Below are 25,088 nucleotides of genomic sequence, written 5' to 3'. Positions count from 1 at the left end.
CGCGATGACACCATCGGGCAGTCTCATCCGTAGCCGGTTGTTTCGGCGAAAATGCCTCGGATTCAGCAATTTGTTACGTCTTCGCTGTAAAATCTTCTGAGGCGCCACCTCGCTCGACTGTCCACGCTTGATGCGTCGCGCTGTTCTTGCAGCGACATCAAAATGATACGCCTCCGAAATAGTGGACGGCGCCGGGCGCGCGCGCGCCCGGAGTCGTCCGCCCTCCACGGACACCTGTCGCGGGCGATGCGGGGTGGCCTGGCGTGTCTGTGCCTCTCCGCGTTTGTCCGTTGCCGTCCCCGCGCGGGTGCGCCGCTCGGCCCGGTGCGTTCCTGGAACATTCGGGGCGCGCCGTCCTCTGTTCACCACGTCGCGGCGCGGTTGCGGAGCCGGGGCGCTTCGCGGCTCACGAGCGCACATCGCGACAGCACGAACACACAAGGAGGCAGCCATGGCGGGCGTCGACGTGGGTGGTGGCGAGAGGCGGGCGCGGAACAGCGATATCAACATGATTCCGTTCATCGATCTCCTGATGGTGACCATCGCCTTTCTCCTGATCACCGCGGTGTGGGTCTCGAGCTCGCGCCTCAAGACCAGCGCAGAGGCCCCGGCCGCCGCCGGGTGCGGTGAGGAGTGTCAGAAGGAGCCTCTCAAGACGATGCACGTCCACGTCGGCGAGGACAGGTTCAACCTCGTGTGGAAGCAGGGCGCGACCGTCCTGAGCGAGGTGAGCGTCCCCAAGCACGCTGTCGAGATCGGCGCGGCGGGGGCCAGCGCGATCCGTTATCGAGAGCTCAGCGACGCCATCCAGCGCGAGTGGCAGCGGAGCGGCGAGCACCGCGCCCCGAGCGACCGCCGCGCCGATCAGGCCGTGCTCCACAGCGACGACAAGACGCCGTTCCGCGAGCTCGTCGCCGTGCTCGACGCCATCAACGCCCCGCGCCGCACGGTCCTCCTCGACGACGGCCGCAGCATCGAGATGCCCGCGTTCCTCGCCACCTTCTCCGCGCGCTAACCCCCACCGTAGGCCCCCGGCGAGGGTGTCCTCGGCGCGGCGCGGGGTGGGGGATGGGCCGATGTTTGAGCCTGAGAGTTGAGCCATCCGGCTTGCCGGATGGCTCAACTCTCAGGCGAGTTCGGCGGGGCCCCCACCCCGCGCCGCGCCGAGGACACCCTCGCCGGGGGCCGGGCCATCGAGTTCGGCGGGACCCCCACCCCGCGCCGGGCCGAGGACACCCTCGCCGGGGGCCGGGCAGGTGGCGCTACGCCGTGAACTCCGTCGTGAGCGCCACCCAGTTCGAGGGCGGCCGCACCGCGTAGCTCAGCGCCAGCACCTCGATCAGCACCACCCGGTAGATCGCGTGGACGTCGTCGACGTCGACCTCGTGCGCGTTCGCCTCGAGGGCCGCGTCGAGGTGCTCCTGCACGAACGCGAGGACGTCCGGCTGCTCCATCGCGATCACGTCGTCCGAGTCGACCGCCTCCGCGGGGTCGTGGAGGCGGATCTGCTCGTCCAGGTTCAGCGACTCCTCGACGCCGGTGAGCGCCGTCTCGGTGACCTCCTCGAGGTCCTGCCCGAACAGCTCGTCGAAGGCGAGCCAGATCGCCAGCGTCAGGAAGTAGCCGAGGGCGAGCGCCGTCTCGTCGAGCGGGCCGGAGAGCACCGAGGAGATCCGGTCGGCCAGCGCGGGCTGCGTCTGCTCGAAGCGCGTGAACGCGTCGTCGAGCTGCTTGCGCGAGTCGTCGTCATCCTCGGCGAGCTGATCCTCGATCTCGGACAGGACGCGCGCAGGCACCTGAGCGTACGAGGGGACGGGGCGAATGGCTGCGCGGCGTACCCACACGCGGACAACCTAGCACACGATGGCGCGGCTCATGGAGCGAGGAGCCGGATGCTCGACGCAGGAACCCACCCCTCCGCCGCGCCCCAGCGGACCTCCGCCAGCCCGCCCGATCTCCTGCCGACCTCGACCGACGCGCCCTCCGGGATCGGGCTCTGCGCCGCGGCGGCCAGCGCGCGCCCGCCCTCGTCGAGGAGCCGCACCTCGGGCGCGACCACGACGCCCGCCCGGGTCGTGAGGCGGAGGTGCCGCGCCGCATAGGTGAGCGGCACCAGCGCGAGCAGCGCGACGAGCGCGGTCGGCGCGAGGACGCTGCCCGCGACGTGCGCGGGGCCGGCCGGGCGGCGCCGCAGGACCACGCCAAGCGACAGCAAGAGCGACGCGAGGAGCGCCGCCGCCGCCCAGGTGCGCTCCGAGGCGAGGCCGACGACGACCCGGTCGAGGGTGGGGCGCGCGTCGACCGCGTCCGCGGCGCGGCGCGAGCGCCGGCGCGTGATCTCGGCGCGCACCAGGTCGAGCGCGCGATCCGCGTCCGCGTCGCCCGGGCGGAGCCGCAGCGCCTCCTCGAAGGCGGCCGCCGCCCGGCCCAGATCGCCGGGGCGGTCGGCGCCCTCGCGCACGCGGGTGACGTACGCGAGGCCGCGGTTGTAGCTCGCGTCCGGGTGCACGAAGCCGCGGTCGGCGAGCAGCTCGAACGTGTCGATCGCCGCGCCGTACTCCCCGCGGCCGAGCGCCGCCGTGCCCTGCTGGAACAGCGCCTCGGGCGGCTCCGCCGGCTGCGCGCGCGCCGCGCGCAGCGGCAGCGCCGGCGCGAGGCACGCGGCGAGGACGAGCGCGGCCGCGAGGGGGCGCCTCTTCCGGAGGTTCACGTCGGCTTCCATCGGGCGAGCTCGGTGAGGACGGCGCGGCCCTGCTCGACGAGCGCCGCGGCGGCCGCCGCGCCGGCGCTGCCGCCGCGCGCGGCCGGCTCGAACCGGATCGCCTCGCACGCGGCCAGCGTCTCGCAGGCGCGCGCAGAGAGCGCGTCGGGGACGCCGCGCTGGCCGAGCTCGTCCGGCAGCGCGGCGAGCAGGACGCCGCGGGAGCGGAGGCCCGTCGCGGACTCGATCGCGCGGTGCACGGCGCGCTCGATCGCCGCGGCCGTCGCCCCGAGGTCGCCCTGCGCGGCGGCCTCCTCCGCCTCGCCCAGCGCGACCGCCGCGAGCCGGGCGGGCGAGGTGGCGCCGGCCGCGCGGCGCTCGCGCGCCCGGCGCGCGAGGCGAGATCCCGCGCCGAACAGCGTGACGGCGAGCGGCGGCGCGGCGAGGAGCAGCCAGAACGGCGCCCCGTCGAGGGGCAGCGTCGCGGGCGGGGCGTACGGGCCGAGCGACGTGCGGAGCCCGGGCATCCCGGCGAACGGCTCGGCGCGGCCTGCGGCGCCGTCCGCGGCGCCGGGCGCCCCGGACGACGGCGCGGACGCCGCCGGCGGCGCGACCGGGGTCACCTGGACGACGCCGAGCTCGGCGCCCTCGACCACGTAGCGCTTCTGCGCCGGATCCCAGTAGGGGAGCTCGATCTTCCCGAGATCCACCGCGCCGCTCTCCTGGATGCGGACGACGTAGCCGAACGTCCGGGAGCCGCCGATCGCGCCGCCGCGCGGCTCGAGCGACTCGCGCTTCTCCGGATCGAGCCACTCGAGGCCGGTCCGCTCCGGCACCCGGAGCGACTGCGGGAAGTTGCCGGTGCCCGCGACCTGCACGGTGACGGCCACCGAGCCGCCCTGCTCGATCTGGCGCGGCTGCACCGTCGCCTTGAGCGTGAACTGGCCGACGTCGCCGAGGACGTAGCCGGACGGGCGGCCGGAGAGCGGCGGCTCCGTGACGCGGACGACCACGTCGTTCGACTCGCGCAGCACGCGCGCGCCGATCCGCCGCCCCGTGATGCGCGCCTGCATGCTGCCGGTGTGCAGCTCGCCCGCCTTCAGCGGGAACAGCGCGAGCTTGTCGATGAGGCGGGCCGCGTAGCGGTGCCCGCCGACCCGCGTGTACACGGGCCGCTCGTGGCGCGGGTCCTCGAGGAGCGGGTGGCGGAGGAAGTCCGCGGCGGGCGCGGCGCGGGGCTCGCTCATCTCCGCGTTCTCGCGGAAGTAGAGGTAGAACGAGACGGTGACCTGCTCGCCGACCACGGCGGTCGTCTTGTCGGGGATGGCGCGGAGGAACACGATCGGGTCGGGCTCGCTCGGCATCGCGAGCTCCGGCGCCTGGTCCTCGGGCTCGTCCTCGACCTCGTCGTCGTCCAGGAGGCTCCCCGGACCGCCGAACGGCCAGGGAAAGCCCTGCATCGGGCCGCCGGGCAACAGGAACGGGTTGTTCGGCCGGCGCGGCCGCCCGCTCGCGGGCACGACCTTGATCAGGATCGGCGCCGCCGTCAGCCGCTTGCCGTTCCAGCCGATCGTCGGCCCCGGGACCGTATAGCGGCCGGGCTTGTCCGCGACGATCTGCCACGTCGCGCTGATCCCGAGCTGCGTGGTCATGACGCCGCCGCTGAGCTGCGTCTTCATCTGCGTCCCGATGCTCGGGCCGGAGACGATGGAGAGGTCGGGCGGGACGCGCAGCTCCGGATCGGACGGCATGCCGCCGCCGCGCTCCACGAGCGCCTTCACCTCGACCGTGAACGGCTCGCCGACCTCGACCTCGGTGGAGCTCGCGCGCGACGAGAGCTCGGGCTGCTGGGCGCGCGCGCGGAGCGGGGCGAGCAGCGCGAGCAGCGCGAAGAGCAGCGCCGTCGCGAGCGGCGCGAGGCGCGGGGCGGCGAGCGCGAGCGGGGCGGGGAAGCGCGCGGCGAGCGCGAGCGGGGCAGGGGAGCGCGGCGGGCGCGTCACTTGTCCTCCATCGCGCGGCCGCGCCGCATCCCGGCCTTGCTCTTCGCTTCCTGCTCCTGGTACGTCGGCGCCTCCTCGAGCTGGTCGAGGATGCGATCGTCCTGCCGCCCGGTGGGCGGCTGCTCCTGGGGCTGCTCGCGCGGCGGCTCGGGCTGATCCTGCGGGCCCGCGTCGGGCGGCTGATCCTGCGGGCCGGCGTCCGGGCTCTGGTCCTGGTCGCCGCCGTCGTCGCCCGCGTCCTCGCCGCCGCCGTCGTCGCCCGCGTCCTGGTCGCCGCCGTCGTCGCCCGCATCCTGGTCGCCGCCGTCGTCGCCTGCGTCCTGGTCGCCGCCGTCGTCGCCCGCGTCGGGCTCGGCGTCCGGCGGCGCGTCGGGCTCGGCGTCCGGCGGCGCGGCGTCCTGCTGCTCCTGGATCCGCCGCAGGGCGATGGCCCGGTTCCAGGCCGCGTCCCGGCCGATGCCGTCGCCCCCCGCCTCCTCGAAGATGCCGGGGATGATGGCCAGCGCCTGGTCGTAATACGTCACGGCGTCCTCGTACTTGCGCCGCAAGAACTCGAGGTTGCCCGCGAGGTAGCGGGCGCGCGCCCGCAGGTCGGCCGGCACGCTCGGGTCGGCGCCGATCGCCTTCACCAGGATCAGCGCGCAGTCGATCTCGATCCCGCGCAGCGCGTCGTTCTGCTCCTGCTCCGGCCCGCCGTCCGCGAGCTCCTCGTCGCCGAACCGGTGGCCGAAGCGCTCGGCCAGGTGGAACAGCGTCAGCCCGAGATCGAACGAGCCGTTCGGCTTCTGGCGGACGGCGTCGGGCAGCCCGATGCCGGCGTCGGTGCACGGGCCCGTCCCGAGGTAGCTCGCGAGCGCCTGCTCGGCGGACTCGAAGTTGCCCGCGTCGAGCTCGCGGATCGCCTGATCGACCGCGGGCGCGTTCCGCTCGAACGGGGACGTCGGATCCCACCCGCTGCAGCCCGTCGCCGCCGAGAACGCGGCGCCGGTGACGCACGCGGCGGCGAGCCCGATCGCGATGGCGCGCCCGTGGCGCGCGAAGAACCCGGAGAGCTCCGCCCGCCGGCGATCCCGGCGCGGCGCATCGGCCCGCTTGCGATCACGACGCGGCATGCTGCCCTCCCGCGCTGCCCTCCGCCGCCGCCCCCGCCGCGAGGTCCGCGCCGCCCGGGCGCGCCTTCAGCAGCGCGGCGCGCTTCGGCGCGACCTCGGGCCGCGTCGCGACGAAGCGCCGGCGCGGAGCGTCCTTGAGGAACACCTCGGCGATGAGGAGCAAGATCGCGAGGCCGAGGGGGTAGAAGTAGACGTCCGCATAGACCGTCTCGACCCGCTCCGAGAACTCGCTCTTCATCTGCCGCCTGAGCTCCGCGGCGATCGTCTCGATGCCCGTGGTCCCCTTCTCCGCGCGGATGATCTGCCCGCCCGGCGTCGCCTGCGCGATCGACGCGAGCTGCTGCTCGCCCGACAGCGACAGCTCGGTCGTGAGCGGCTTGCCCTGGCGATCGGTCCGCCACCCGACGATGCGGCCGTCCGGGCCGATCTCCGGGATCGGCTCCGGCGTGCGCCCGCCGATCTGCACGACGTGGATCGTCGTGCCCTGGGCGCCGATCGCCTGGGCGACGCTCAGCGGGTAACCCTCGAGGTCCTCGCCGTCGGTGACGAGCAGGATGATCCGCTTGTGCTCGGCGGATTTCGGATCCCGCTTCAGGAGGTCGTTCGCCTGGTCGAGCGCGCGCGCGATCGCGGTGCCGCCGATCGGCATGTCGTTCGGGTCGAGCTGGCGGAAGAACTGAGCGATCGCGGCGCCGTCGGCCGTGAGCGGGAAGCCCATCGGCTCGCCGGCGAACGCCACCGCGCCGAAGCGCGCGCCCTCGAGATCCTTGATGAGGCGGGCGACCTCGACCTTCGCCCGGAAGATGCGCGAGGGCTCGACGTCGCGCGCGTACATGCTCTTCGAGTAGTCGAGCACGACCACCACGTCGACGTTCGTCGCCGGCACGAGCCGCGTGCCCTTGCCGTACTGGGGCCGCGCCGCGGCCACGAACGCGAGCGCCGTCGCGAGCACGAGGAGGACGCCCTTCCACGCGCGGCGCTTCGCCGGGTCGGCGGTGGTGAGCGCCTTCACGCGATCCTCGTCGCCGAAGCGCTTGATCGCGCGCGCCACGCCGAAGCCGCCGAGGATGAGCAGGAGGCCGATCAGCGCGGCGAACGCCGTCCCGAGCAGGAACCACGGGGCCGCAAAGTTCACGGGAACCTCCGGAGCAGCCAGGCGCGCAGGAGCGCGTCGAGCCCGATCAGGAACACGCCGGGCAGGAGCAGGAACGGGAAGAGATCCTCGTACGCGGCGCTCGACGCCTCGAAGCGGGTCTTCTCCAGCCGATCGAGCACGTCGTGCATGCTGTCCGCCAGCGCCTTCGCGTCGGTCGCCACGTACGACTCGCCGCCGGTCTTCTGCGCGATCTCCTGGAGCAGCGCGGGGTTCACCGGGAAGCGGTGGCGCACATAGCGCGGCTGCCCGAAGAGATCGACGCCGTCCTCGACCTCGACCTCGTCGTCGGTGCCGATCTGGATCGTGTAGACCTTCACGCCGAGCGACGTCGCGAGGTGGGTCGCGTACTCGGGCGCGATCGCCCCGGCGTTCGAGTCGCCGTCGGTCAGGAGGATGACGACCTTCGACTGCGCGTCGCTCCGGCGCAGGCGGGCGACCGCGGTGCCCAGCGCGTCGCCGATCGCCGTCGCGCTGCCGTCGATCACGTTGAGCGTCATCTGCGACACCATCTGCGTGAGCAGGTGGTAGTCGAGCGTCGGCGGCGACAGCACGTACGCGGCCTTGCCGAAGACGACGACGCCGAGGCGATCGGTCTTCCTGCGGCCGATGAAGTCCTGGAGGACGAGCTTGGCCGTGTCGAGCCGGGTCAGCCGCTTGCCGCGCGGCAGCCTCGGCTGGCCGGGCAGATCGCTCGCCCGCGCGTCGAGGATCGCGCGCATCGAGCCCGACAGATCGAGCGCGACGACGATGTCGATGCCCTTGTCGTCCGTGCGCTGCTCGCGGAGCACGCTGACCGGCCGACCCATCGACAGGACGAGGAGCGCGAGCGCCACGGCGCGGAGCACGCCCGGCAGGTCGCGCAGGTGGCTGCGCAGGCCGCGCGGCCCGCGCGCGAGCGGCGCGACCGTGCCGAGCCGGAGCCGGGGCCTGCGCGCGTCCTCCGCGAAGATGCCCCAGTACCAGACGACCGGCACCGCGAGGAGCGCGAGCAAGAACCACGGCGCCTGCCAGCTCGCGCCGACCCACGCGTCGCGGCGGGCGAGGTAGGGATAGACGCAGGCGAGCGCGGCGACGACCAGCGTCGCCCCGATCGCGAGCGCGGCGCGCTTCGCGCGGCTCACGGCGCCTCCCCTTCCACCCCGGACGGGCGAGCGGGCGGCGGCTGCTTGCCGGCGGGCGATCCTCCGGCCCCGGCGGCCCCGGCGCCCCCTTCGGGCCGCACCGCCGGCGGGGTCGTGCGGTGCACGATGACCTCGCCGCGCTCGATCGCCTCGAGGCAGTCGGCCTCGCTCGGCTGGAGGCGCGCGAACTTCACGAGGTCGCAGTCGGCGAGGAAGCGCGCGATCTGCGGCAGCACCGGCACCGGCGGGCGCACCCGCGCGAGCAGCGCGCGCATCTCGTCGCTGGTCGTCTCGAGGCCGTCGAAGCCGTAGCGCGCGCCGAGGTACTTGCGCACGCAGTCGCTCACGCGGTCGAAGTACTCGTCGGTCCGGCCCTCGCTGAGCAGGCTCGATCGCCGGAGCGCCTCGAGCTCCTCGAGCGCGGCGACCCACGGCAGCTTGGGCGGCGGGGCGGCTACCACGCGGGGCCGGCGCATCCAGCGCCGGACCAGCCAGGCCACGATGAGCCCGAGCGCCGCGCCGATGAGGATGCCCGCCGCGAGCTGCTTCGCGAGCACCCACTCCTCCCGCTGCGGCCGCGGCGGCGGGTTCGGCTTGACCTTGGGATCCCGCTCGTTGGCGATCGGGTCCTCGACCACGATCTCGTGCGGCCGGGTGCAGACGGTGACGAGCTCCCCGCTCGCGCGGGACACGGCGATCGGCACCGGCGGCAGCTGCAGCGCGCTCCTCCCGGGCTCCTTGGGCAGCGGGACGAACGGGATGACCAGCCTGGTCGTCGCGCCGGCCTCGGTCGCCGTGGTCTCGCTGGTCGGCCCCGCGCCCGCGTCGGCCTCGGGCAGGATGAACCCCGCCTTTTCCAGCGCGCGCGCGGCGTCGCTGTCGCCCTGGACCTTGAAGCCCTCCGGCAGCACCGTCTCGCCCTTGCCGTGCGCGATCGTGATCTCGAGGTGCGCCGCGTACCCGCTGAACCCGTTCCTGGGGAACGTCTCCTTCAGCGTCGGCCGCGTCGCGCCGGGCGGCACGTGCTCCGCGCACGAGGCCCACACGCTCCCGCCGCGCTCCGTCGCCGCGGGCGCCGGCGCGGGCAGCGGCGGCGGCGCGGGCGGCGCGTCGTCGTCCCGCGCGGCGGGCCCGCCGGCGGCGCCCGCGTCCGGCTGCGCGAGCGCCGGCGCCGCGCACGCGAGGGCCGCCGCCAGCGCGGACCACGCGGGCAGGCGGGCGGCGCCCGCGCCGAGGGCCGAGGGGGGCCGCGGCCTCATCGCCTGATCCTCCGCGCCCGCTTGGCGAACAGGTCGCGCAGCGGCGTCACGAAGCTCTCCCCCGTCTTCACGACCACGGCGTCGAGCGCGAGCTTCTTGAAGAGCTTGTCCCGGTCGCTCCGGAGCTTGCGCATGGCGGTGCGGTAGTGGTCGCGCACCGCCCGGTCGCCGGTGTCCACCACGACCTCCTCGCCGGTCTCCAGGTCCTCGAACGTCGCCAGCCCCACGTCGGGCAGCTCCTCGTCGCGCGGATCGACCAGCATCACCGGGATCACGTCGTGCTTCGCGCTCGCGAGCGAGAGCGAGCGCTCGAAGCCGGTGGCGAAGAAATCGCTGATCACGAAGGCGACGCTCCGCCGCTTCGCCACCTTCACCAGCGTCTCGAGCGCGAGCTTCAGGTTCGTCCCCGTGTACTTCGGCTCGTGCCCGAGGATCTCCCGGATGACGCGCATCACGTGCTTGTCCCCCTTCTTGGGCGGCACGAGCTTCTCGACGGCCTCGGTCGCGAGCACGAGGCCCACGCGATCGTTGTTCTTGATGGCGCTGAACGAGCAGAGCGCCGCGATCTCGGCGGCGACGCGCGCCTTCGACGCGCGCCGCGTGCCGAACTGCTCGCTCTGCGAGGCGTCGACGACCAGCATGACGGTCATCTCGCGCTCCTCGACGAACACCTTCACGAACGGCTCGCTCATGCGGGCCGAGACGTTCCAGTCGATCCAGCGCACGTCGTCGCCGGGCATGTAGGCGCGGACCTCGCGGAACGAGAGGCCCTGCCCCTTGAAGACGGACGAGTACGTGCCGGAGAGCTGCTCGTTGGCGAGCCGTTGCGTCCGGATCTCGATGCGCCGGAGCTGCTTGAGGAGCTCCGGCGGCAGCGGGTTCTTCGAGCCGGAGGCCTTGATCACGGCACCTCGACCACCTCGAACACGCGCCGGACGATCTGCTCGGACGTCACCTCCTCGGCCTCCGCCTCGTAGGTCAGGACGACCCGGTGCCGGAGCACGTCCGGGCCGATCGCCTTCACGTCCTCCGGCGTCACGTAGCCGCGGTGGCGCAGGAACGCGTGCGCGCGCGCCGCGAGCGCCAGCGCGATCGAGGCGCGCGGGCTCGCCCCGTACTCGATGAGGCTGCTCAGCTCCCGCATCCCCTTCTGCCCGGGCTCGCGGGTCGCGAAGACCACGTCGACGATGTAGTCCTTCACGCGATCGTCCATGTACACGTCGCGCACGACCTTGCGCGCGGAGACCAGCTCGTCGGGCGTCGTCACCTTCGCGGCCTTGCCCTCGATCACCGCGGTCGTGCGGTCGATGATCTGCCGCTCCTCGGCGCGCGCGGGGTACCCGACCTTGACCATGAGCATGAACCGGTCGACCTGCGCCTCCGGGAGCCGGTAGGTCCCCTCCTGCTCGATCGGGTTCTGCGTCGCCATGACCACGAACGGGCTCGGCAGCGGGTAGGTCGTGTCCCCGATGGTGACCTGCCGCTCCTGCATCGCCTCGAGCAGCGCGCTCTGCACCTTGGCCGGGGCGCGGTTGATCTCGTCGGCGAGCACGAGGTTCGCGAAGATCGGGCCGAGCTTCGAGGTGAAGTCGCCCTTCTGGTGGTTGTAGATGACGGTGCCGATGAGGTCGGCGGGCAGGAGATCCGGCGTGAACTGGATCCGGGAGAACTTCGCGTCGATCGCGTCGCAGAGCGTCCGCACGGTGAGCGTCTTGGCGAGGCCCGGGACGCCCTCGAGGAGCACGTGCCCTCCGGTGAGCAGCCCGATGAGGATGCGCTCGATCATGTACGTCTGGCCGACGATGACCTTGCCAACCTCGTTCAGCAGGGTGTCGATGAAGGCGCTCTCTTTGGCGACCAGCTCGTTCAGGGCGCGTACGTCGTGCATAACGGGTGGGAGCTCATAGCAAGCCCGGCCGCCCGAGGACAACCGGCGCCGCCCGAATATTCCTCGGCGGGCGCCGGGCATCGCGGCGCGGCGCGCGGCGCGCGGCGCTAGAAGCCGGGCTCGCGGAACCTGGCGCGCCCGGCCTCGGCGGGCGCGCGCGGCAGGCGCGGAGGGCCCGGGCTCGCGGTCGCCGCGGGGGCGGAGGACGGCGGCGTCGCGGGCGCGGTCGAGGGCGCCGGCGCGGGCGGCGGCTCCGGCGCGCGCGGCTCGGCGGTCGCGGCCCGCGGGCCCGGCTCCTCCGCGAGGGGCGGCGCCGCGGGCACCTCCACGATCTGCTGCGCGGCGGGGCCCTCCCCGAGGCCGATCCACAGGAGCGTCGCCGCCCCGAGCAGCGCGCCCGACGCGACGAGCGCCGCCGCGGTGGCGATCGTGCGGGCGCGGCGGCGCGGATCGAGCCGGGAGGACGGCCGCCCCCGCGACCTGCCGTCCGCGGCGCGCAGCGCGTCCTTGATCACCGCCGCGCGCCGGGACGTGCGCGCGGCGAGCGCGTCGCGGATGTACCCCGTCACCTCCTCGGGGCGGCCGCCGAGCGTCGCGTTCACCGCCTCCAGCGCGTCCGCGAGCTCGGCCATCGTGGCGAACCGCTCGGCGGGATCCTTGGCGAGCGCGCGCATCACCGCGGCCTCGAGCGCGGGCGGGTAGCCGGGGTCGAGCGAGCTCGGCGGATCGACCGGCTCGGGCCGCGCGATGCGCGCCATCGTCGCGAGGTCGTGGCTCGCGGCGAAGGGGTGCGTGCCCGTCGTCAGCTGATAGAGCACGATCCCGAGCGCGAAGATGTCGGACCGCCGGTCCAGCTGCTCGCTGTAGACCTGCTCGGGGGCCATGAAGAGGATCTTGCCCTTCATGTGCCCGGTGTTGGTCGTCGGGTTGTCCGCCTGCGCCACGGCCTTCGCCACGCCGAAATCGGCGATTTTGACCGAGCCGTCCCGCGTGATCAGGATGTTGTGCGGAGAGACGTCCCGGTGCACGAGCCCGACCAGCGCGCCGTCCTCGTCCCGGAGCTCGTGGGCCGCGTGCAGCCCGCGCGCCGCCTCGATCGCGATCCGCACCGCGACGGGCAGGGGGAGCGGCCGGCCCTGCTTGCGGGTGCTGCCGCCCTGCAGCGCCACGAGGGCGTCGCCGTCGATCCACTCCATCACGAAGTAGAGCACCCCGCTCTGCTCACCTTGATCCAGGATCGCGCACACATTCGGGTGCTTGATCCGGGCCGCGATGCGCGATTCCGTGAGGAACATGCGCTTGCAGCGCGGATCGCTGGAGAGCGCCGGCAGCATCGTCTTGACTGCCACGATCTTGTCGCCCGCCGCCCCGTCGCGCTCCCGGGCCGCCCACACGGTGCCCATTCCGCCCTGCGCGATGGCGATCAGCAGCTCATAGCGGCCGAGGAGTTGGCCTGGCACAAGATCGACGGGCGCTATCACAGCTCGTACCTGCGACTCCTGTGTCGTCGTGAATCCGACCACGCTGAAGCTCTCACGGGCGATGCCTCGGGCGATGCCTCCGGGCGATGCCTTGGGCGATGCCTCGGGCGATGCAGAGCGTTCCAGGATCGGGAACCAATCTCAAACAATTTTCCAGTTGTCGAGAATCGGCCAGCATGAGTACGGTTAGATTGCCTCTATCGCTTCGTTGAGGAAGGAGGCGTGGGTGGAGCATCGGATCACCATCGGCGGAGTGGTATTCTTCGCCGTGGTCGGCGTCGGTCCGGCTGCGTTCGCCGATCCTTCCCCCGAGGGGGCCGAGCGCGTTGCGCCCGGCGCGGTCGCGGGAGACACGGCGGTTTCCGCCGCGCCGCGGCAGCCGGGCGCGGTCGCGGGAGACACCTCGGCTTCCGCCGCGCCGCGGCAGCCGAGCGCCGCGGAGCTCGCGTCCGCGCGGCACCTCTTCTCGCTCGGCCTCGCCGCGGAGGACCAGGGACGATGGGCGGAAGCGCTCGAGATCTACGAGCGCATCAGCAAGATCGTCGTGTCACCGCCGCTCTGGTACCACCTCGGCGTCTGTCACGAGGCGCTCGGCCACGTCGTCGAGGCGCTCAACGCGTTTGAGCTCGCCACGTCCGGCGCGACCGCGCGGAAGGAGCTCGCGCTCGCCAGGGAGTCGCGGTCACGCATCGAGAAGCTCCGCGCGAAGACGTCGCAGATCGTCCTCCGGCTGCCCGAGGACGCGACCGGCGTGCGCGTCGAGATCGACGGCGAGCCGATCCATCCGGCGCTCGTCGGCGCGGCCATCCTCGTGAGCCCCGGGGCGCGGCGGATCGCGGTGAGCGCCGAAAATTACGCAGCGCGCTTCGAGGCCACGGTGCAGGCCGAGACGGGCGCCGTCGTCGAGCTGCAGGCCGAGCTCGGCCGCAAGCGAGCGCTCGCGGCCTTGCGGCCGATCGCGCCGGCTCGCCCTGCGCCGACCCGCGCGCCTGCGCCGGACGCGGGCGTCCCGCCGGTGGCCGTCCTGGGGGGGGCGGCCGCGCTCGGCGCCGCCGCCGTGGTCACGGGCGTGATGGCCTACGACGTGCGGCACACCTTCCTGAAGAAGAACGCGAACCCCGCCCCGGGCTCGATGGCCGAGCGGCAGGCGCTGCGCGACCGCGGGCAGGCGCTCGCCGTCACGAGCACGGCGCTCACCGGGGCGGCCCTCGTCGCGGGCGGCTTCGCCGCGTACCTCTTCTGGCCCTCCCCGTCGCCGCGCGCGGCGCCCGAGCGCGCCGCAGGTCCGCGGCCTTCGCCCGCGCCGCGCGCCCCCGGCCTGACGGCCCTCTCGCCGTGGGTCGGCGCGGACGGCGCCGGCGTCGCCGTGCAGGGAGCGCTGTGAGCCGCGCGCGCCGCCTCGGAAGGGGCGCCGTCGCGGCGCTCGCCCTGGCCTGCACCGGGGTGGGCGCGTGCGCCTTCATCGCGCCGTTCCCCGAAGTCGCGGTGGACCCGGTCGGCGAGGGGGGAGGCGGCGCCGGCGGGTTCGGCGTCGGCGGGTCCGGCCCCGGCGGGTCCGGCCCCGGCGGGGCCGGCGGGGGCGGCTCGAGCGCGGAGGTCTGCACCCCCGGCGTCGCGACGGCCTGCTACGCGGGGCCGCGGGGCACCGAGGGCGTCGGCCCCTGCGCGGCCGGCGTCGCCACGTGCAACGACGACGGGACGGACGCCGGCGCCTGCGTCGGCCAGGTGCTGCCCGCGTTCGAGAGCTGCACGGGCGCGGACGAGAACTGCGACGGGCGGGCGTGCACCGGCGATCCCGTGCAGAGCGTCGCGCTGGGCGGCACCGGCGCGCAGCAAGGCCTCGGCGTCGCCGTCGGCGAGGACGCCGTCGTGGTGGTCGGGTCGGCCTCCGGCGGCACCGATCTCGGCGCGGGCCCGTCGGACGAGCTCGGCTCGCTCGCCGAGCCGGACGCCTTCCTCGTCACGTTCTCCCGCGACGTCTCCACGCGCGAAGGGCGCTTCCGGTTCGGCCGCCGCTTCGCGGACACCGTCGCGCAAGGGGTCGCGCTCGCCCCGGGCGGCGACGTGGTGCTCGCGGGCAGCGCGTCGGGCGACGTCAATTTCGGCGGCGGCCTGCGCGAGGGCCACGGCCGCCGCCCCGACGTCGTCGTGGCGCGGTTCGACGCCTCCGGGGCGCACCAGTTCAGCCGGCGCTTCGGCGACAACGACACCCAGCGCGCGACGGCCGTCGCCGTGGACGAGGCGGGGAACGCGTACGTCACCGGCGAGTTCCGGAGCACGCTCGACTTCGGCGAGAACAGCCACGGCGAGCGCTTTCTCCTGAAGAGCCAGGGCAAGAGCGACGTGTTCCTCGCCAAGCTCGACGCCGCCGGCAACGTCTGCTGGGCCAGGCAGTTCGGCGACGCCGCGGAGCAGGCCGGCACCGGCGTCGCCGTCGATGGCCATGGCAACATCGTCCTCGTCGGCCGCTTCGCCGGGAGCGTCGACTTCGGGGGCTACGGGAACGGGCTCTCCACCGACGCCAAGAACGACCTGTTCATCGCGAAGCTCGACCCGTCGGGCGACCACGTCTGGAGCAAGTCGGCCAACGCGACCAACGCCGCCGAGGCGCTCGGCGTCGCGGTCGACGGCGCGGGCAACGTCGTCGTGACCGGCTCGTTCCGCTCGTCGGTCACCGTCGGCGAGTCGGTGCGCACGAGCGCGGGCGACAAGGACATCCTCGTCATCCGGCTCGACGAGAACGGCGTCCTCCAGTGGTGCGAGGACTTCGGCGACGACGCCGACCAGGAGGGCGCCTCGGTCGCGACCGATCTGGCCGGCAACATCGTCGTGACCGGCTGGTTCAGGGGGACCATCGAGCTCGGCGACAGGGTGCGCTCGGCCACGGGCGCCTCCGACGCGTTCGTGATGAAGCTCGCCCCGGCCAGCGACCCGATGTGGCTGCGCTCGTTCGGCGACTCGAGCGAGCAGCAGGGCGCCTCCGTCGCCGTCGATCGCCTCGGCCACAGCTGGGTGACCGGCCGCTTCGACGGCGTCCTCGATCTCGGGATCGGCGCGATCGCGAGCGGCGGCGGCGCCGACGCGTTCCTGGTCCAGCTCGGGCCGTGAGCGCCGCGCGCCGGCGGCTCACTCGCCGGCGAGCGGGTAGATCGGCCGGATGTCGATCGGGATCCCCTCGAGGCCGCCGAGCGCCTGCCGCATGGGCTCCGAGACCTCGCCGTACCGCGCGAGGAGCTCGCCGGCGGCCTGCTTGTCGCCGCGGTGCTGCACGAGGCAGAGATCGCGGACGAGGCGGGCGATGGCGGCCTCGAGCTCCCCGGCGTCGACCGTGAAGCGCCGGGTCGCCGGGTCGAAGCGGGCGGCGCCCTCCTCGAGGAAGCGGTTGATCTGGAGCGCGGCGCCCTTGCCGTGCGCCTCGGCCACGCCGAAGCGGGTGCTCCGGAAGAGCCCCGCGAAGTAGGAGACGAGGAGCTTCTCCCGGAAGTCTCCGGCGAAGTGGCCTCGCTGGATCATGAAGAGGACGTTGTAGGCGCCCATCACGTCGGCCTTGGCCTCCTCGATGGCCGAGTAGGCCGCGCCGAGCGCGAGCCGCACCTCGACCCGCTCTCCGGAGGCCCGCGTGAACGCCGGGCCCAGGCTGTGCGAGAGCTCGTGGAAGAGCGTCTCGTTGAAGAACGCGTCGGCGGACAGGTGCGCGAGCTGCGCCGGGTCGAGGATGCGCTCGGCGATGGGCCGCATGATCAGCTCGAACTTCGTCTCGATGACGTTGCGGAGCAGGACCTTCTTGGCGCCCTTCTCGGCGCGGACGCGCTCGTCGTTCGGCAGGTTGAACGCGATCGTCTGGACCGATTTGCGGGCGTCGCCGGCGCTGAAGACCAGGTCCACCACCTGGATGGGGCTCTCTCCGCCGCGCTGGGTCTTCACCTCGTCGGGGATGGGCAGGTTGCGCTCCATCTCCGGGAGGAGCTCCTTGTACTTGGAGAGCCTCCGGGAGGCCTCCGGGTCGCTCACCGTGACGAACGCCTCGAACGACGCCTTGAGGCCGAGGAGCTCGTCCTCGTAGGTCTCGTAGGGGCCGATGGTCACCTCGACCGGGCTGTCGAGGTCCATCCAGTCCTTGTCGGAGGCGTAGTAGTCGTCCGACCGGAACGCCGCGGCCCGGGACCTCAGGAACCTGCGCAGGCTCTCGTTGGCCGTGAGCGCCGCGGCCTCCTCGAGGAGCGCGCCGGCGGGGCCGAGCCACGCCGCGTAGGCCTGGCTGTACGGCACCGCGACGAGCCCGCCCTGGGCGCGGCGGATGAGCGTGAACAGGCCCTCGAAGGCCTCCTTGTCGCCCGGGTGCCGGTCGATCCACGCGCGGAGCTCGTCGGCCGAGAGATCTTCCGGGTAGAAGCCGGCGCCGGGCGGACGAGGCCTGTCGATGGCGAAGGGGCGGTGATGATCCTGCCTGTCCCACGGGCCCCGCATGATGTCGAAATAGGCGAGCCTGTCCCGGCCTTCCGGGGTGGCGTCCGAGGCGAGCCGCTCGCGGAGCTCGGGGTTCCCGGCGTAGGCCTGGCGATCGAACACGGGATCGAGCCGTCGCGAGGCCTCGATGAGCTTGTCGAGCGCCCTCCGCTCGGGCTCGGGGAGCGCGCTGACGTCCGCGGTGAGCGTGGCCGGCGCGAACTGCTTGACCTTGTCGGACGACATCGGGACCTCCTAGGGGCGAACTCCGGCGATCTCCGGACGGTTCAGGGTCAGCCCCCCGGGACCGGGTGCGCGTCGCGGTACTCGCGGACGGCCTGGGCCTCGTCGACGGCGTGCTTGAACCCGGTGGCGGCGCGGAAGGCGGCGCTGTCCACGACGACGGGGTACTTGATGTGGGTCAGCGCCGCGCGCGGGAGCTTCGGCAGGCCGAAGCGGCCGAGCGCGTTGCGCAGCACGAACTCGGGCAGGGGGACCGCCACCCGTCCCGCCGCCCGGATGATGAGCGACAGGGGCACGGGCTGCGGACCCGAGACGTTGTAGACGCCGCGGATGCGCTTCTCGAGGGACAGGCAGATGGCGGTCACGACGTCCTGCTCGTGCATGAACTGGAACAGCGGGTCGAACCCGAGGACGTACGGGACGTGGGGCCCGCGGAGGAAGCTCGCCAGCGTGCCGTGGCCGGTCGGGCCGAGCGTGTAGCACATGCGGAGCACGGTCGTGCAGAGCTCGGGAGCGCGCCAGAGCGCCGTGCAGGCGTACAGATCGGCGGCCACGAGGTCGGCGAGCTCGGGAAAGGTGGACACCGCCATCGGCGGATCCTCTTCCTTGTGGTAGAGCGGCGACTCGGGGCCAGCGCCGTAATACGTGTGTCGTCCGACGAAGATCACGTGCTCGACGCCGCAGGCGCGGCTGTTGTCGAAGACGACGCGCGTGCCGCCGAGGTTGATCCGATACCGTTCCTCGGTCTGCTCCACGAGGTGCGTCACGGTCGCCATGTGGATCACGGCCTGGGGCCGGCTCTTGCGGAACACGTCCTCGGCGGCGCGCTTCTGCAGATCCACGTTGTGCATCTCGACGCCGGCCGGGGCGTCCGGCCAGGGCCGGCGGTCGATGCCGATCACCTCGTGCCCCTCCTCGAGGAGGCGCGCCGCGACCATGCGGCCGAGCTGGCCGGTGATTCCAGGGATGAGGACCCTCATGCGCCCTCCTTCGACGACGCGGGCAGCGCGGCGCCGCGCTGATCCAGCGCGAGCTTGCTGCGGCGGCGCCGCCGACCCGCCTCGATGAGCTCGGCGATCCGCGCCTTCACCTGCTCCACGTGGCCGGCGATCACCTCGTCTTCCTCCGCGCCGGTGCCGGCGAACGTCATCGGCTCGCCATAGGTGATCTCCAGCTGGACCGGCAGCGGGGCCGGCACGAGGTACGGCGTGATCGGGATATACGGCACCCCGAACAGCCGGCCGATCGTGTACGAGTTGGCGACGGTGGGCACCGCCTCGCCGCCGCCGACGAAGCCGAACGGGATGATGGGCGTGCCCGTCTTCATCGCGAGCCGGACGAAGCCCGACCCGAAGTGCACGAGCGAGTTGCGCTCGCTGTAGAGCTTGGCGGTGCCGCGCGCCCCCTCGGGGAACACCATGAGCAGCCGCTCGTCCTCGAGCAGGCGGCTCGCGTGCTCGGGGAGCCCGGTGAAGTGCCCTGTGCGGCTCGACCAGAGCGAGGTGAACGGGAGGCGATTGATGAATTTCTCCGCCATCCCCTCGGCCAGCCGCGGCGGATCCATCGCGAAGAACATCGACGCGACCACCATCGCCCCGTCGATGGCGACGCCGCCCGAGTGGTTGCCGACGAGCATCGCGCGCCCGCGCGCGGGGACGTTCTCGATGCCTGTCACGCCCACCGAGAAATAATGATGATAGAAGAAGTCGAGGAGAGAGAAGAAGAGGCCCAGGTGCTTCCGGGAGATGCCGTAAGGATCGACCCCGAAGCTGTTGAAAGGGATCTCCAGCCGCTGGACGCGCTGGGCAATCGAGTCGCTGACGAGCAGTGTCAAGGGGCACCCTCCGGAGGCTGCGGCGCCCGGAGGGTACGCGCGATCGGGCGGGAAGCACAACCTCCGCCGGCCGGCGCAGGAGGCGGCCGGGCTGCGCCGCGCCGGCGCGAGGCGCCCATGGATCACGCGCTGTGCGCCCGAGCGCTCGCCGTTCACGTGGAGGATCCCATTTCGAAACATAACGCGCCGCGGCGGCGCCGTGGCCGCGGCGTTTCTGAGCGCTCGCCGCGGGATCGGGGCGAGGCGGTTGAGCAGCCGCGCGGTCCGCGGTATGGGGTCGGCCATGTCGAGCCGACGCCGCGCACCCGAGCTCCCGGGCAGGCCGCCCTCCGCCCCCGCGCCGGGAGGGCGCCGCCGCGAACCCCGGGGGGTCGCCCTGTGACAGCGCTCGTGATCCGCCGGGCGGCGCCCGCCGACGTGGAGATCATCGCGGCGAACAACCGGGCCATGGCGCTCGAGACGGAGGGCAAGGTGCTGGACACCGCCACCACCCTCCGCGGCGCCGCCGCGCTGATCGCGGATGAGACCAAAGGGTTCTATCTGGTCGCCGAGCGCGCCTCCGAGGTGGCTGGGCAGCTGATGGTGACCTACGAATGGAGTGACTGGAGAAACGGCACTTTCTGGTGGATCCAGTCCGTCTACGTGTCGCCCGCGGCGCGGCGCAGCGGGGTCTTCCGGGCGCTGTACCGGCGAGTCCACGAGATGGCGGCGGACGCGGGGGACGTATGCGGCATCCGCCTCTACGTGGAGACCGCGAACGCGCGTGCGCAGTCGACCTATGTCGCGCTCGGAATGAAGCGGTCGCACTACGAGCTCTACGAGCTCGATTTGGACTTCGGCTCGTCCTGAGGTGTCCGGCCGTCCTGGTTCTGGGCGGGGGGTACGACCGCGGGCATCGACGGCCAGGAGCCCTTGACGAGGGCGCGCATCGCGGCCGTCTTCAGCGCGACCTCCGAGGGGTCGAGGAAGACGCCGAGGGCCTGGCGGATCTGGGGGAGGGACCGGATGAGATCGGCAGGCGTCATCGCGTCGGGCGGCGACACGCCGCTCCGCTCGCAGGCCTCCTGGATGATCTTCCTGGCGAACGCGGGCGCGAGGCCGCAGCACTCGACCACCTGCTCGAAAAGCGAGCGCATGAGCTGGTTCCCCCGGGGTAACGTCTGACGCGCGGCGCGTCTTTCACTTGGGCGAGCACATACCGCCCCACGACAAGAATAGCCTACCTCCTATGTCGCGCTCGTGAGACGGCGACTGACGTTCTGCTGGTTTTCGCGGCGATGTAGGTGCGACAGCGACGCGTTCCATGGCTGACAGCGCGACCTCGGCTCGCGCGGCCTGCGCGAGGCGGAGGGCGATGGCGGCCGCCGGAGCATTGGACGGGCCTCCATGGCCGGAGTGTTGGACGGGTCGGCAAAAAGGATCATCGCCGGGCGGGCCGCGCGCGTGAGGATCGCTGCGCCGGCGCGCAGGCGCAGCGCGCCGCGTCTGTCCAGCGTTGACGTCCGGGGACGCAGGTGCGCCGATGGCGTCTCGCGACGCCTCGTGACATCGCGCGTTACCTCGTCGCTGGCCGGCGCGTGATCACCTCGCTGGCCGGCGCATGCGCTGTTTGACGCATCACCGCCCCGCTGGCGGGCGCGTCACCGCCCCGCTGGTCGGCGCGTCACCGCCCGCTCGTGGGCGTGTCACAGCCCCGAGGGTTTGAAGGGGGTCCGGGAGGTCGCCCGCGGAGCGCTCCGCTTCGGCTCCGTCGCCTTCGGCGCCGCGGTGCGGACGGCCGGCGAGCGGGGGGCAGGCTTCGCCGTCGAGGCGGTGGATCCGCCCGCTGTGCGCGTGTCCGGCCGACCCGTCCTGGGCTTGACGGCCACGGGCGGGGTCGCTCTGGGCGCCGGCCGCGAGACGGCGTTCGTCGCGCGGTTGGCGGTGGGAGCAGGGCCATGCGCGGATCTGCCCAGCGCGGAGCCCTGGACGGCGCGGCCGGGAGCGGGGGCATGGGCGGAACCGACGGGGGAAGGGCTGTGCGCGGCTCGGCCGGGGGCGGGGACCTGACCGGCGCCGCCGGGGGCGAGAGCCTCGACGGCCCCGGCGGGCTGCCCTGGCGCGGCGGCGTGGACCGTCGCGCCGTCGGCCACGGTCGCGGGCAGGTGCGGCGAGCTCGGGAGGACCGGGGCGCTCTCCGCCGCTTCTCGAGCGGCGGGCTCGCGCGCGCCGAAGGCGAAGAAGGCGCCCACGCCGGCCGCGAGCGCGACCGCGCAGACGCTGGCGATCACGCTGCGGCGCACGAGGTGCTGCCGGCGGAACACGGGCTCCGAGACGACGGCGCCGAGCCCCGGCGCGCTGCCCTCGGCGCTCGAGAGGTCCGGCGTCGGCCCGAGGATCTGCAGGCCGAGCGGAGAGCGGTCGCTCAAGGGAGCGCTCTGGCTCAGCGGGTCGCCCAGGGGAGCGCGCTGGGTCAGCGGCTCGCCCAGGGGAGCGCGCTGGCTGAGCGGCTCGCCCAGGGGAGAGCGCTGGCTGAGCGGCTCGCTCCGCGGAGAGCGCTGGCTCAGGGGCAAGGGCTCGCTCCGAGGGGAGCGCTGGCTGAGCGGCGAGCGCGCCGACATCGGCCCGGACCTCGGGCCCGACGCGGGGCCGCTCCGCACGCTGATGGGCGCGGTGAGGTCGCGCAGGCCGACCTCCTTGATGAGCGCCTCCACCGCCCGGGGCGACGACACGGCGAGGCCCGGCGTCTGCGCGGCCGCCTCTTCCAGCGTCTCGGCGAACGCCGCCGCGGTCGGGAACCGGTCGTCCGGGTCGGCGCGCAGCGCGCGCATGCAGATCGTGTCGAGCGCGGCGGGGACCGACGGCACCACCGCGCGCGGACCAGCGGGCGGGCCCTTCAAGATCTGCGCGATCAGCGCGCCGTCGTTGTCGGCCTTGAACAGGCGCTCCTCCGTGAGCATCTCCCAGAGCACCACGCCGGCCGAGTACACGTCGCTGCGGCGGTCGACCTGCTCGCCCTGGATCTGCTCGGGCGCCATGTACGAGAGCTTGCCCTTGAGCGCGTTCCCCTGCGTCGACATGAGCCGCGTCTCGGCGCGCGCCACGCCGAAGTCGGTGATGCGCGAGACGCCGTCGATGCCGACGATCACGTTCTGCGGCGAGACGTCGCGGTGCACGAGGTTGAGCGGCTCGCCCTCGGAGCCGGCGAGCTCGTGCGCCGCGTGCAGGCCCGCGAGCATGTCGAGGAAGATGCGGAGCACGATCCCGATGGGGACCCGCCGCTTCGCCCGCGCGCACGTGCGGAGCAAGAGGTGCAGCGACGGGCCCTCGATGTACTCCATGACGAGGAACAGCGGGTCCTCGACGAGATCGAACGTGGCGACGACGTTGGGGTGGCGGACCCGCGCCGCGAGGCGCGCCTCGTCGAGGAACATCGCGACGAACTCGGGCTCCGACGCGATGTGCGGGTGCATCATCTTCAGGGCGACGAGGCGCTCGAACCCGCCGGCGCCGATCGCGCGCCCGAGGTACACGGTGGCCATGCCGCCCGACGCAATGGCGCGCAAGCTCTCATAGCGGCCAGCGTGCAAGGTCACACGACCAGGCTACACCATGCGTGGTGCGTTCTCCACGAGTCATGCGCCGCATCTCCACGTGAGTGTGCCTGCGCGTGCGCGCGCGAGCACGCACACGGCCACGACGAAAACCCGATTTCCTCCCGATGTGAGGCGCGCTGCGACCGATCGCCGACAGCCTAGGCTCACGTGATCCTTCGGTCGGCGATCGGCGGCGATGGCGCATGCGCGCGGGGCGCGGGGGCGCGTGGCAGGCTCGCGCGCGGGCGCGGAGGAGGCCGCGCGATCAGCTCACGATCGGCAGCCGCCTGGCCGCCGGTCGCGCGCGCGGGCCGCCCTGCTCGCGCTCGCGCAATGCGAGATCGTGCTCGATGATCGTTAGGGGATTTTCGTAGGTCGGTAGAGGGAGATCCTTATTCTTTGCGTACACGGGGTGCCGGCCGTGCTTCTTGTACCATTCGGCTACCGTGGCATTGGCCTTCATCTTCTCGAGGATGTTCCGCCACCCGGCGCCGGTGTTGTACGCGCAGAAGCTGATCTCGCCGAGCTGCGTTCCGTACGGAATGATGCACATCTCGGTGCGGCGGAAATCGTAGTTGAACAGGTCCTGGAACCACATGCCCGCCACGAACAGGACCCGCCACTCGTAGTCGCGGGCGTCGCCCTCCCCGGCGTGCGCGGCGCCCGTCTGGCTCATGAACTGCTTCACCAGGGTCGCGAGGTGGAAGTTCGGCGGCGCCTTCTCGGGCCGGTAGCGGCGCAAGAGCGCGGCGACGACCTGCGCCTTCGTGAGCGCGCGGCCGCGCCCGGCGTCGAAGATGGCGCGCAGGTCGGCGAGCAGCCCCTCGACGTCGATGAAATCGAGCAGCGGGACCACCTGCTTCGTCTTCTTGTGGACGAACAGCGCGGTCCCGATCCCGCAGTTCGGGTGGCACCCGCAGTTGAGCTGGCCCCAGTCCTTGTCGGGGCCGTCGAGCAGATCGGTCACGTTGCCGAAGGGGCTGAGCGCCGACAGGGGGAACCAGTCGCGGAGCGGGTCGGTCACGCCGGTCTGCCGGGCGACGTCGTGCGCGAGGTGGCTCAGCGTGTAGCGCTGCTTCTCGCGCAGCTCGTCGGAGATGTCCTCGTCGCGGCCGGTGAAGCTGACCGGCTGGAAGCTGACGACCGTGATCTTGTCGGCGTTCTGGACCGCGAAGTCGATGATCGGGCCCACCTGGTCGTTGTTCACGCCGTTGACGATCGTCACGACCAGGATGACGTCGATCCCGGCGGCCGAGAGCTCCTCGATCGCCCGCAGCTTCACGTCATAGAGGTTCGCGATCTTCCGGTGGCCGTTCGCGGCGTTCGTCACCCCGTCGAACTGCAGGTACGCCATCCGGAGGCCCGCCTCCTTGGCCTTCCTGGCGAAGCCCGGCTCCTCCGCGAAGCGGAGCCCGTTCGTCGCGCACTGCACCGCGAAGTACCCCTTCTTGCGCGCGTACCGGATCGCGTCGAGGAAATGCGGGCTCAGCGTCGGCTCGCCGCCGGAGAACTGGATCGACATCTGGCGGCGCGGGCGCACCTCCGCCGCGTCGTCCAGGATGCGCGTGATCTCCTCCCACGAGAGCTCGTGCACGTAGCCGACCTGATTGGCATCCATGAAGCACGGGTCGCACATCATGTTGCAGCGGTTCGTCAGATCGACCGTGAGCACCGAGCCGCGGCCGTACCGGATGGTGCTCGAGCCGTGGTTGTGGATCCTGTCCGGCGTCATCTCGACGTCGCGGCCGCCGAACAGGCGCTCGATCCGGGCGAGGAAATCCGGGTCGATCGAGATCGTGTCCGAGAAGGAGCCGTGCTTCGGGCACGTCTTCTCCATGACGACGCGGCCGTCGCGCGCGACGATCCGGGCGCGGATCTCCCCGGGCTTGTCATGGATGAGCTTGGTCCAGTCCGCCCTGCCACTCAGGATCTCGGCGCGCGCCTCCTTGACGCAGCGCGGGCACAGGCTGTCCGTCTCGCGAGGCCAGCCGAGCGGGGGCTTCGAGCGCTCGCCGCCCCGCGGGATCGGCTTGTCGCTCCACTTCGGGTGGAACGGCTTGGGCTCGCCGCCGAGCCGGCTCAGATGCTGCAAGAGTGGCCACGCCTTGTTGGCCGATACCGTGATGGCCTTTTCCAGTGTCCGTACCAGGTCGATCAAGCGTCACCTCGCTCACAGGCGCATTTCGCGGCCGCACCGTAGGTCGACCTAGCGCGTGCTTCCATCAAATTCCAGGCTCGTCACGCCGCGTTGGCGCGCCCTCCGCGGCTCAGC

General features: G+C 72.9%; 21 protein-coding genes. 5 read left to right on the top strand and 16 right to left on the bottom strand.

What is annotated here, in order from left to right:
• Positions 1-451 precede the first annotated feature (451 nt).
• Both WME98_RS09620 and WME98_RS09615 read left to right on the top strand, forming a co-directional pair.
• Positions 452-1,015: an ExbD/TolR family protein gene (locus tag WME98_RS09620; protein ID WP_437951016.1), complete on the top strand. Its 564-nt coding sequence runs from the start codon at positions 452-454 to the stop codon at positions 1,013-1,015.
• Between the two features lie 99 nt (positions 1,016-1,114).
• The gene (locus WME98_RS09615) at positions 1,115-1,273 is read left to right on the top strand and encodes a hypothetical protein (protein ID WP_437951014.1); all 159 of its coding nucleotides are present in this window, start codon (positions 1,115-1,117) and stop codon (positions 1,271-1,273) included.
• Here WME98_RS09615 and WME98_RS09610 read toward each other — a convergent pair.
• From WME98_RS09610 to WME98_RS09565, 10 genes are all read right to left on the bottom strand, one after another.
• Positions 1,263-1,796, bottom strand: coding sequence for a hypothetical protein (locus tag WME98_RS09610; protein WP_020739589.1), 534 nt, complete (start codon positions 1,794-1,796; stop codon positions 1,263-1,265). The two genes, WME98_RS09615 and WME98_RS09610, sit on opposite strands and share 11 nt — an antisense overlap.
• 77 nt (positions 1,797-1,873) lie before the next feature.
• Positions 1,874-2,710: a hypothetical protein gene (locus tag WME98_RS09605; RefSeq protein WP_437951012.1), complete on the bottom strand. Its 837-nt coding sequence runs from the start codon at positions 2,708-2,710 to the stop codon at positions 1,874-1,876.
• Positions 2,707-4,701: a BatD family protein gene (locus WME98_RS09600; protein WP_437951010.1), complete on the bottom strand. Its 1,995-nt coding sequence runs from the start codon at positions 4,699-4,701 to the stop codon at positions 2,707-2,709. Before WME98_RS09600 ends, WME98_RS09605 begins: the two co-directional genes overlap by 4 nt.
• The gene (locus WME98_RS09595) at positions 4,698-5,813 is read right to left on the bottom strand and encodes a tetratricopeptide repeat protein (RefSeq protein ID WP_437951009.1); all 1,116 of its coding nucleotides are present in this window, start codon (positions 5,811-5,813) and stop codon (positions 4,698-4,700) included. Before WME98_RS09595 ends, WME98_RS09600 begins: the two co-directional genes overlap by 4 nt.
• Positions 5,800-6,948, bottom strand: coding sequence for a vWA domain-containing protein (locus WME98_RS09590; protein WP_437951007.1), 1,149 nt, complete (start codon positions 6,946-6,948; stop codon positions 5,800-5,802). The genes WME98_RS09595 and WME98_RS09590 overlap by 14 nt, the downstream gene beginning before the upstream one ends.
• Positions 6,945-8,090 carry a vWA domain-containing protein gene (locus WME98_RS09585; protein ID WP_437333083.1) on the bottom strand — a complete coding sequence of 382 codons (1,146 nt, stop codon included), beginning with the start codon at positions 8,088-8,090 and terminating at the stop codon, positions 6,945-6,947. The genes WME98_RS09590 and WME98_RS09585 overlap by 4 nt, the downstream gene beginning before the upstream one ends.
• Complete coding sequence (locus tag WME98_RS09580; RefSeq protein ID WP_437951005.1) at positions 8,087-9,349, bottom strand: hypothetical protein; 1,263 nt, start codon at positions 9,347-9,349, stop codon at positions 8,087-8,089. Before WME98_RS09580 ends, WME98_RS09585 begins: the two co-directional genes overlap by 4 nt.
• On the bottom strand, positions 9,346-10,254 hold the full coding sequence (locus tag WME98_RS09575; protein WP_437951003.1) for a DUF58 domain-containing protein: 909 nt from the start codon (positions 10,252-10,254) through the stop codon (positions 9,346-9,348). Before WME98_RS09575 ends, WME98_RS09580 begins: the two co-directional genes overlap by 4 nt.
• Positions 10,251-11,237 (bottom strand): AAA family ATPase, encoded by a 987-nt coding sequence (locus tag WME98_RS09570; RefSeq protein ID WP_020739576.1) that lies wholly within the window; start codon positions 11,235-11,237, stop codon positions 10,251-10,253. Before WME98_RS09570 ends, WME98_RS09575 begins: the two co-directional genes overlap by 4 nt.
• Positions 11,238-11,344: 107 nt before the next feature.
• Positions 11,345-12,697 carry a serine/threonine-protein kinase gene (locus WME98_RS09565; RefSeq protein WP_437951002.1) on the bottom strand — a complete coding sequence of 451 codons (1,353 nt, stop codon included), beginning with the start codon at positions 12,695-12,697 and terminating at the stop codon, positions 11,345-11,347.
• Between the two features lie 247 nt (positions 12,698-12,944).
• On the opposite strand from WME98_RS09565, the gene WME98_RS09560 reads away from it, so the two are divergent.
• Both WME98_RS09560 and WME98_RS09555 read left to right on the top strand, forming a co-directional pair.
• On the top strand, positions 12,945-14,102 hold the full coding sequence (locus WME98_RS09560) for a hypothetical protein (protein WP_437951000.1): 1,158 nt from the start codon (positions 12,945-12,947) through the stop codon (positions 14,100-14,102).
• Positions 14,099-15,826: a hypothetical protein gene (locus WME98_RS09555; protein ID WP_437950999.1), complete on the top strand. Its 1,728-nt coding sequence runs from the start codon at positions 14,099-14,101 to the stop codon at positions 15,824-15,826. The genes WME98_RS09560 and WME98_RS09555 overlap by 4 nt, the downstream gene beginning before the upstream one ends.
• A gap of 18 nt (positions 15,827-15,844) precedes the next feature.
• Here the strand turns inward: WME98_RS09555 and WME98_RS09550 are convergent, their stop codons facing one another.
• The 3 genes from WME98_RS09550 to WME98_RS09540 are packed head-to-tail and all read right to left on the bottom strand — an operon-like array spanning position 15,845 to position 19,241.
• The gene (locus WME98_RS09550) at positions 15,845-17,410 is read right to left on the bottom strand and encodes a dipeptidyl-peptidase 3 family protein (RefSeq protein WP_437950998.1); all 1,566 of its coding nucleotides are present in this window, start codon (positions 17,408-17,410) and stop codon (positions 15,845-15,847) included.
• 47 nt (positions 17,411-17,457) lie between these two features.
• Positions 17,458-18,387 carry an SDR family oxidoreductase gene (locus tag WME98_RS09545; RefSeq protein ID WP_437950997.1) on the bottom strand — a complete coding sequence of 310 codons (930 nt, stop codon included), beginning with the start codon at positions 18,385-18,387 and terminating at the stop codon, positions 17,458-17,460.
• Positions 18,384-19,241 (bottom strand): lysophospholipid acyltransferase family protein, encoded by an 858-nt coding sequence (locus WME98_RS09540; protein ID WP_437333075.1) that lies wholly within the window; start codon positions 19,239-19,241, stop codon positions 18,384-18,386. The genes WME98_RS09545 and WME98_RS09540 overlap by 4 nt, the downstream gene beginning before the upstream one ends.
• 378 nt (positions 19,242-19,619) lie before the next feature.
• On the opposite strand from WME98_RS09540, the gene WME98_RS09535 reads away from it, so the two are divergent.
• Complete coding sequence (locus WME98_RS09535) at positions 19,620-20,090, top strand: GNAT family N-acetyltransferase (protein WP_061627057.1); 471 nt, start codon at positions 19,620-19,622, stop codon at positions 20,088-20,090.
• Here WME98_RS09535 and WME98_RS09530 read toward each other — a convergent pair.
• From WME98_RS09530 to WME98_RS09520, 3 genes are all read right to left on the bottom strand, one after another.
• Entirely contained in the window at positions 20,057-20,377 is a 321-nt protein-coding gene (locus WME98_RS09530; protein WP_061627058.1) for a hypothetical protein, read from the bottom strand. The genes WME98_RS09535 and WME98_RS09530 overlap by 34 nt on opposite strands.
• A gap of 549 nt (positions 20,378-20,926) precedes the next feature.
• Positions 20,927-22,786: a protein kinase domain-containing protein gene (locus WME98_RS09525; RefSeq protein WP_437950996.1), complete on the bottom strand. Its 1,860-nt coding sequence runs from the start codon at positions 22,784-22,786 to the stop codon at positions 20,927-20,929.
• Positions 22,787-23,081: 295 nt separating this feature from the next.
• Positions 23,082-24,908: a radical SAM protein gene (locus tag WME98_RS09520; protein WP_437950995.1), complete on the bottom strand. Its 1,827-nt coding sequence runs from the start codon at positions 24,906-24,908 to the stop codon at positions 23,082-23,084.
• Between the last annotated feature and the right edge of the window lie 180 nt (positions 24,909-25,088).

This window comes from Sorangium sp. So ce296, assembly GCF_051529605.1.
Lineage (GTDB): Bacteria > Myxococcota_A > Polyangia > Polyangiales > Polyangiaceae > Sorangium > Sorangium cellulosum_D.
Note: the sequence above shows the minus strand (reverse complement) of the source record. Positions and strands in the feature narration are given on the sequence as shown.

What these genes read in the sequence shown, in the direction of transcription:
- WME98_RS09620 (WP_437951016.1), top strand. Translation starts at nt 452, where the DNA reads ATGGCGGGCGTCGACGTGGGTGGTGGCGAGAGGCGGGCGCGGAACAGC.
- WME98_RS09615 (WP_437951014.1), top strand. Translation starts at nt 1,115, where the DNA reads ATGGCTCAACTCTCAGGCGAGTTCGGCGGGGCCCCCACCCCGCGCCGC.
- WME98_RS09595 (WP_437951009.1), bottom strand. Translation starts at nt 5,813, where the DNA reads ATGCCGCGTCGTGATCGCAAGCGGGCCGATGCGCCGCGCCGGGATCGC.
- WME98_RS09580 (WP_437951005.1), bottom strand. Translation starts at nt 9,349, where the DNA reads ATGAGGCCGCGGCCCCCCTCGGCCCTCGGCGCGGGCGCCGCCCGCCTG.
- WME98_RS09570 (WP_020739576.1), bottom strand. Translation starts at nt 11,237, where the DNA reads ATGCACGACGTACGCGCCCTGAACGAGCTGGTCGCCAAAGAGAGCGCC.
- WME98_RS09550 (WP_437950998.1), bottom strand. Translation starts at nt 17,410, where the DNA reads ATGTCGTCCGACAAGGTCAAGCAGTTCGCGCCGGCCACGCTCACCGCG.
- WME98_RS09545 (WP_437950997.1), bottom strand. Translation starts at nt 18,387, where the DNA reads ATGAGGGTCCTCATCCCTGGAATCACCGGCCAGCTCGGCCGCATGGTC.
- WME98_RS09530 (WP_061627058.1), bottom strand. Translation starts at nt 20,377, where the DNA reads ATGCGCTCGCTTTTCGAGCAGGTGGTCGAGTGCTGCGGCCTCGCGCCC.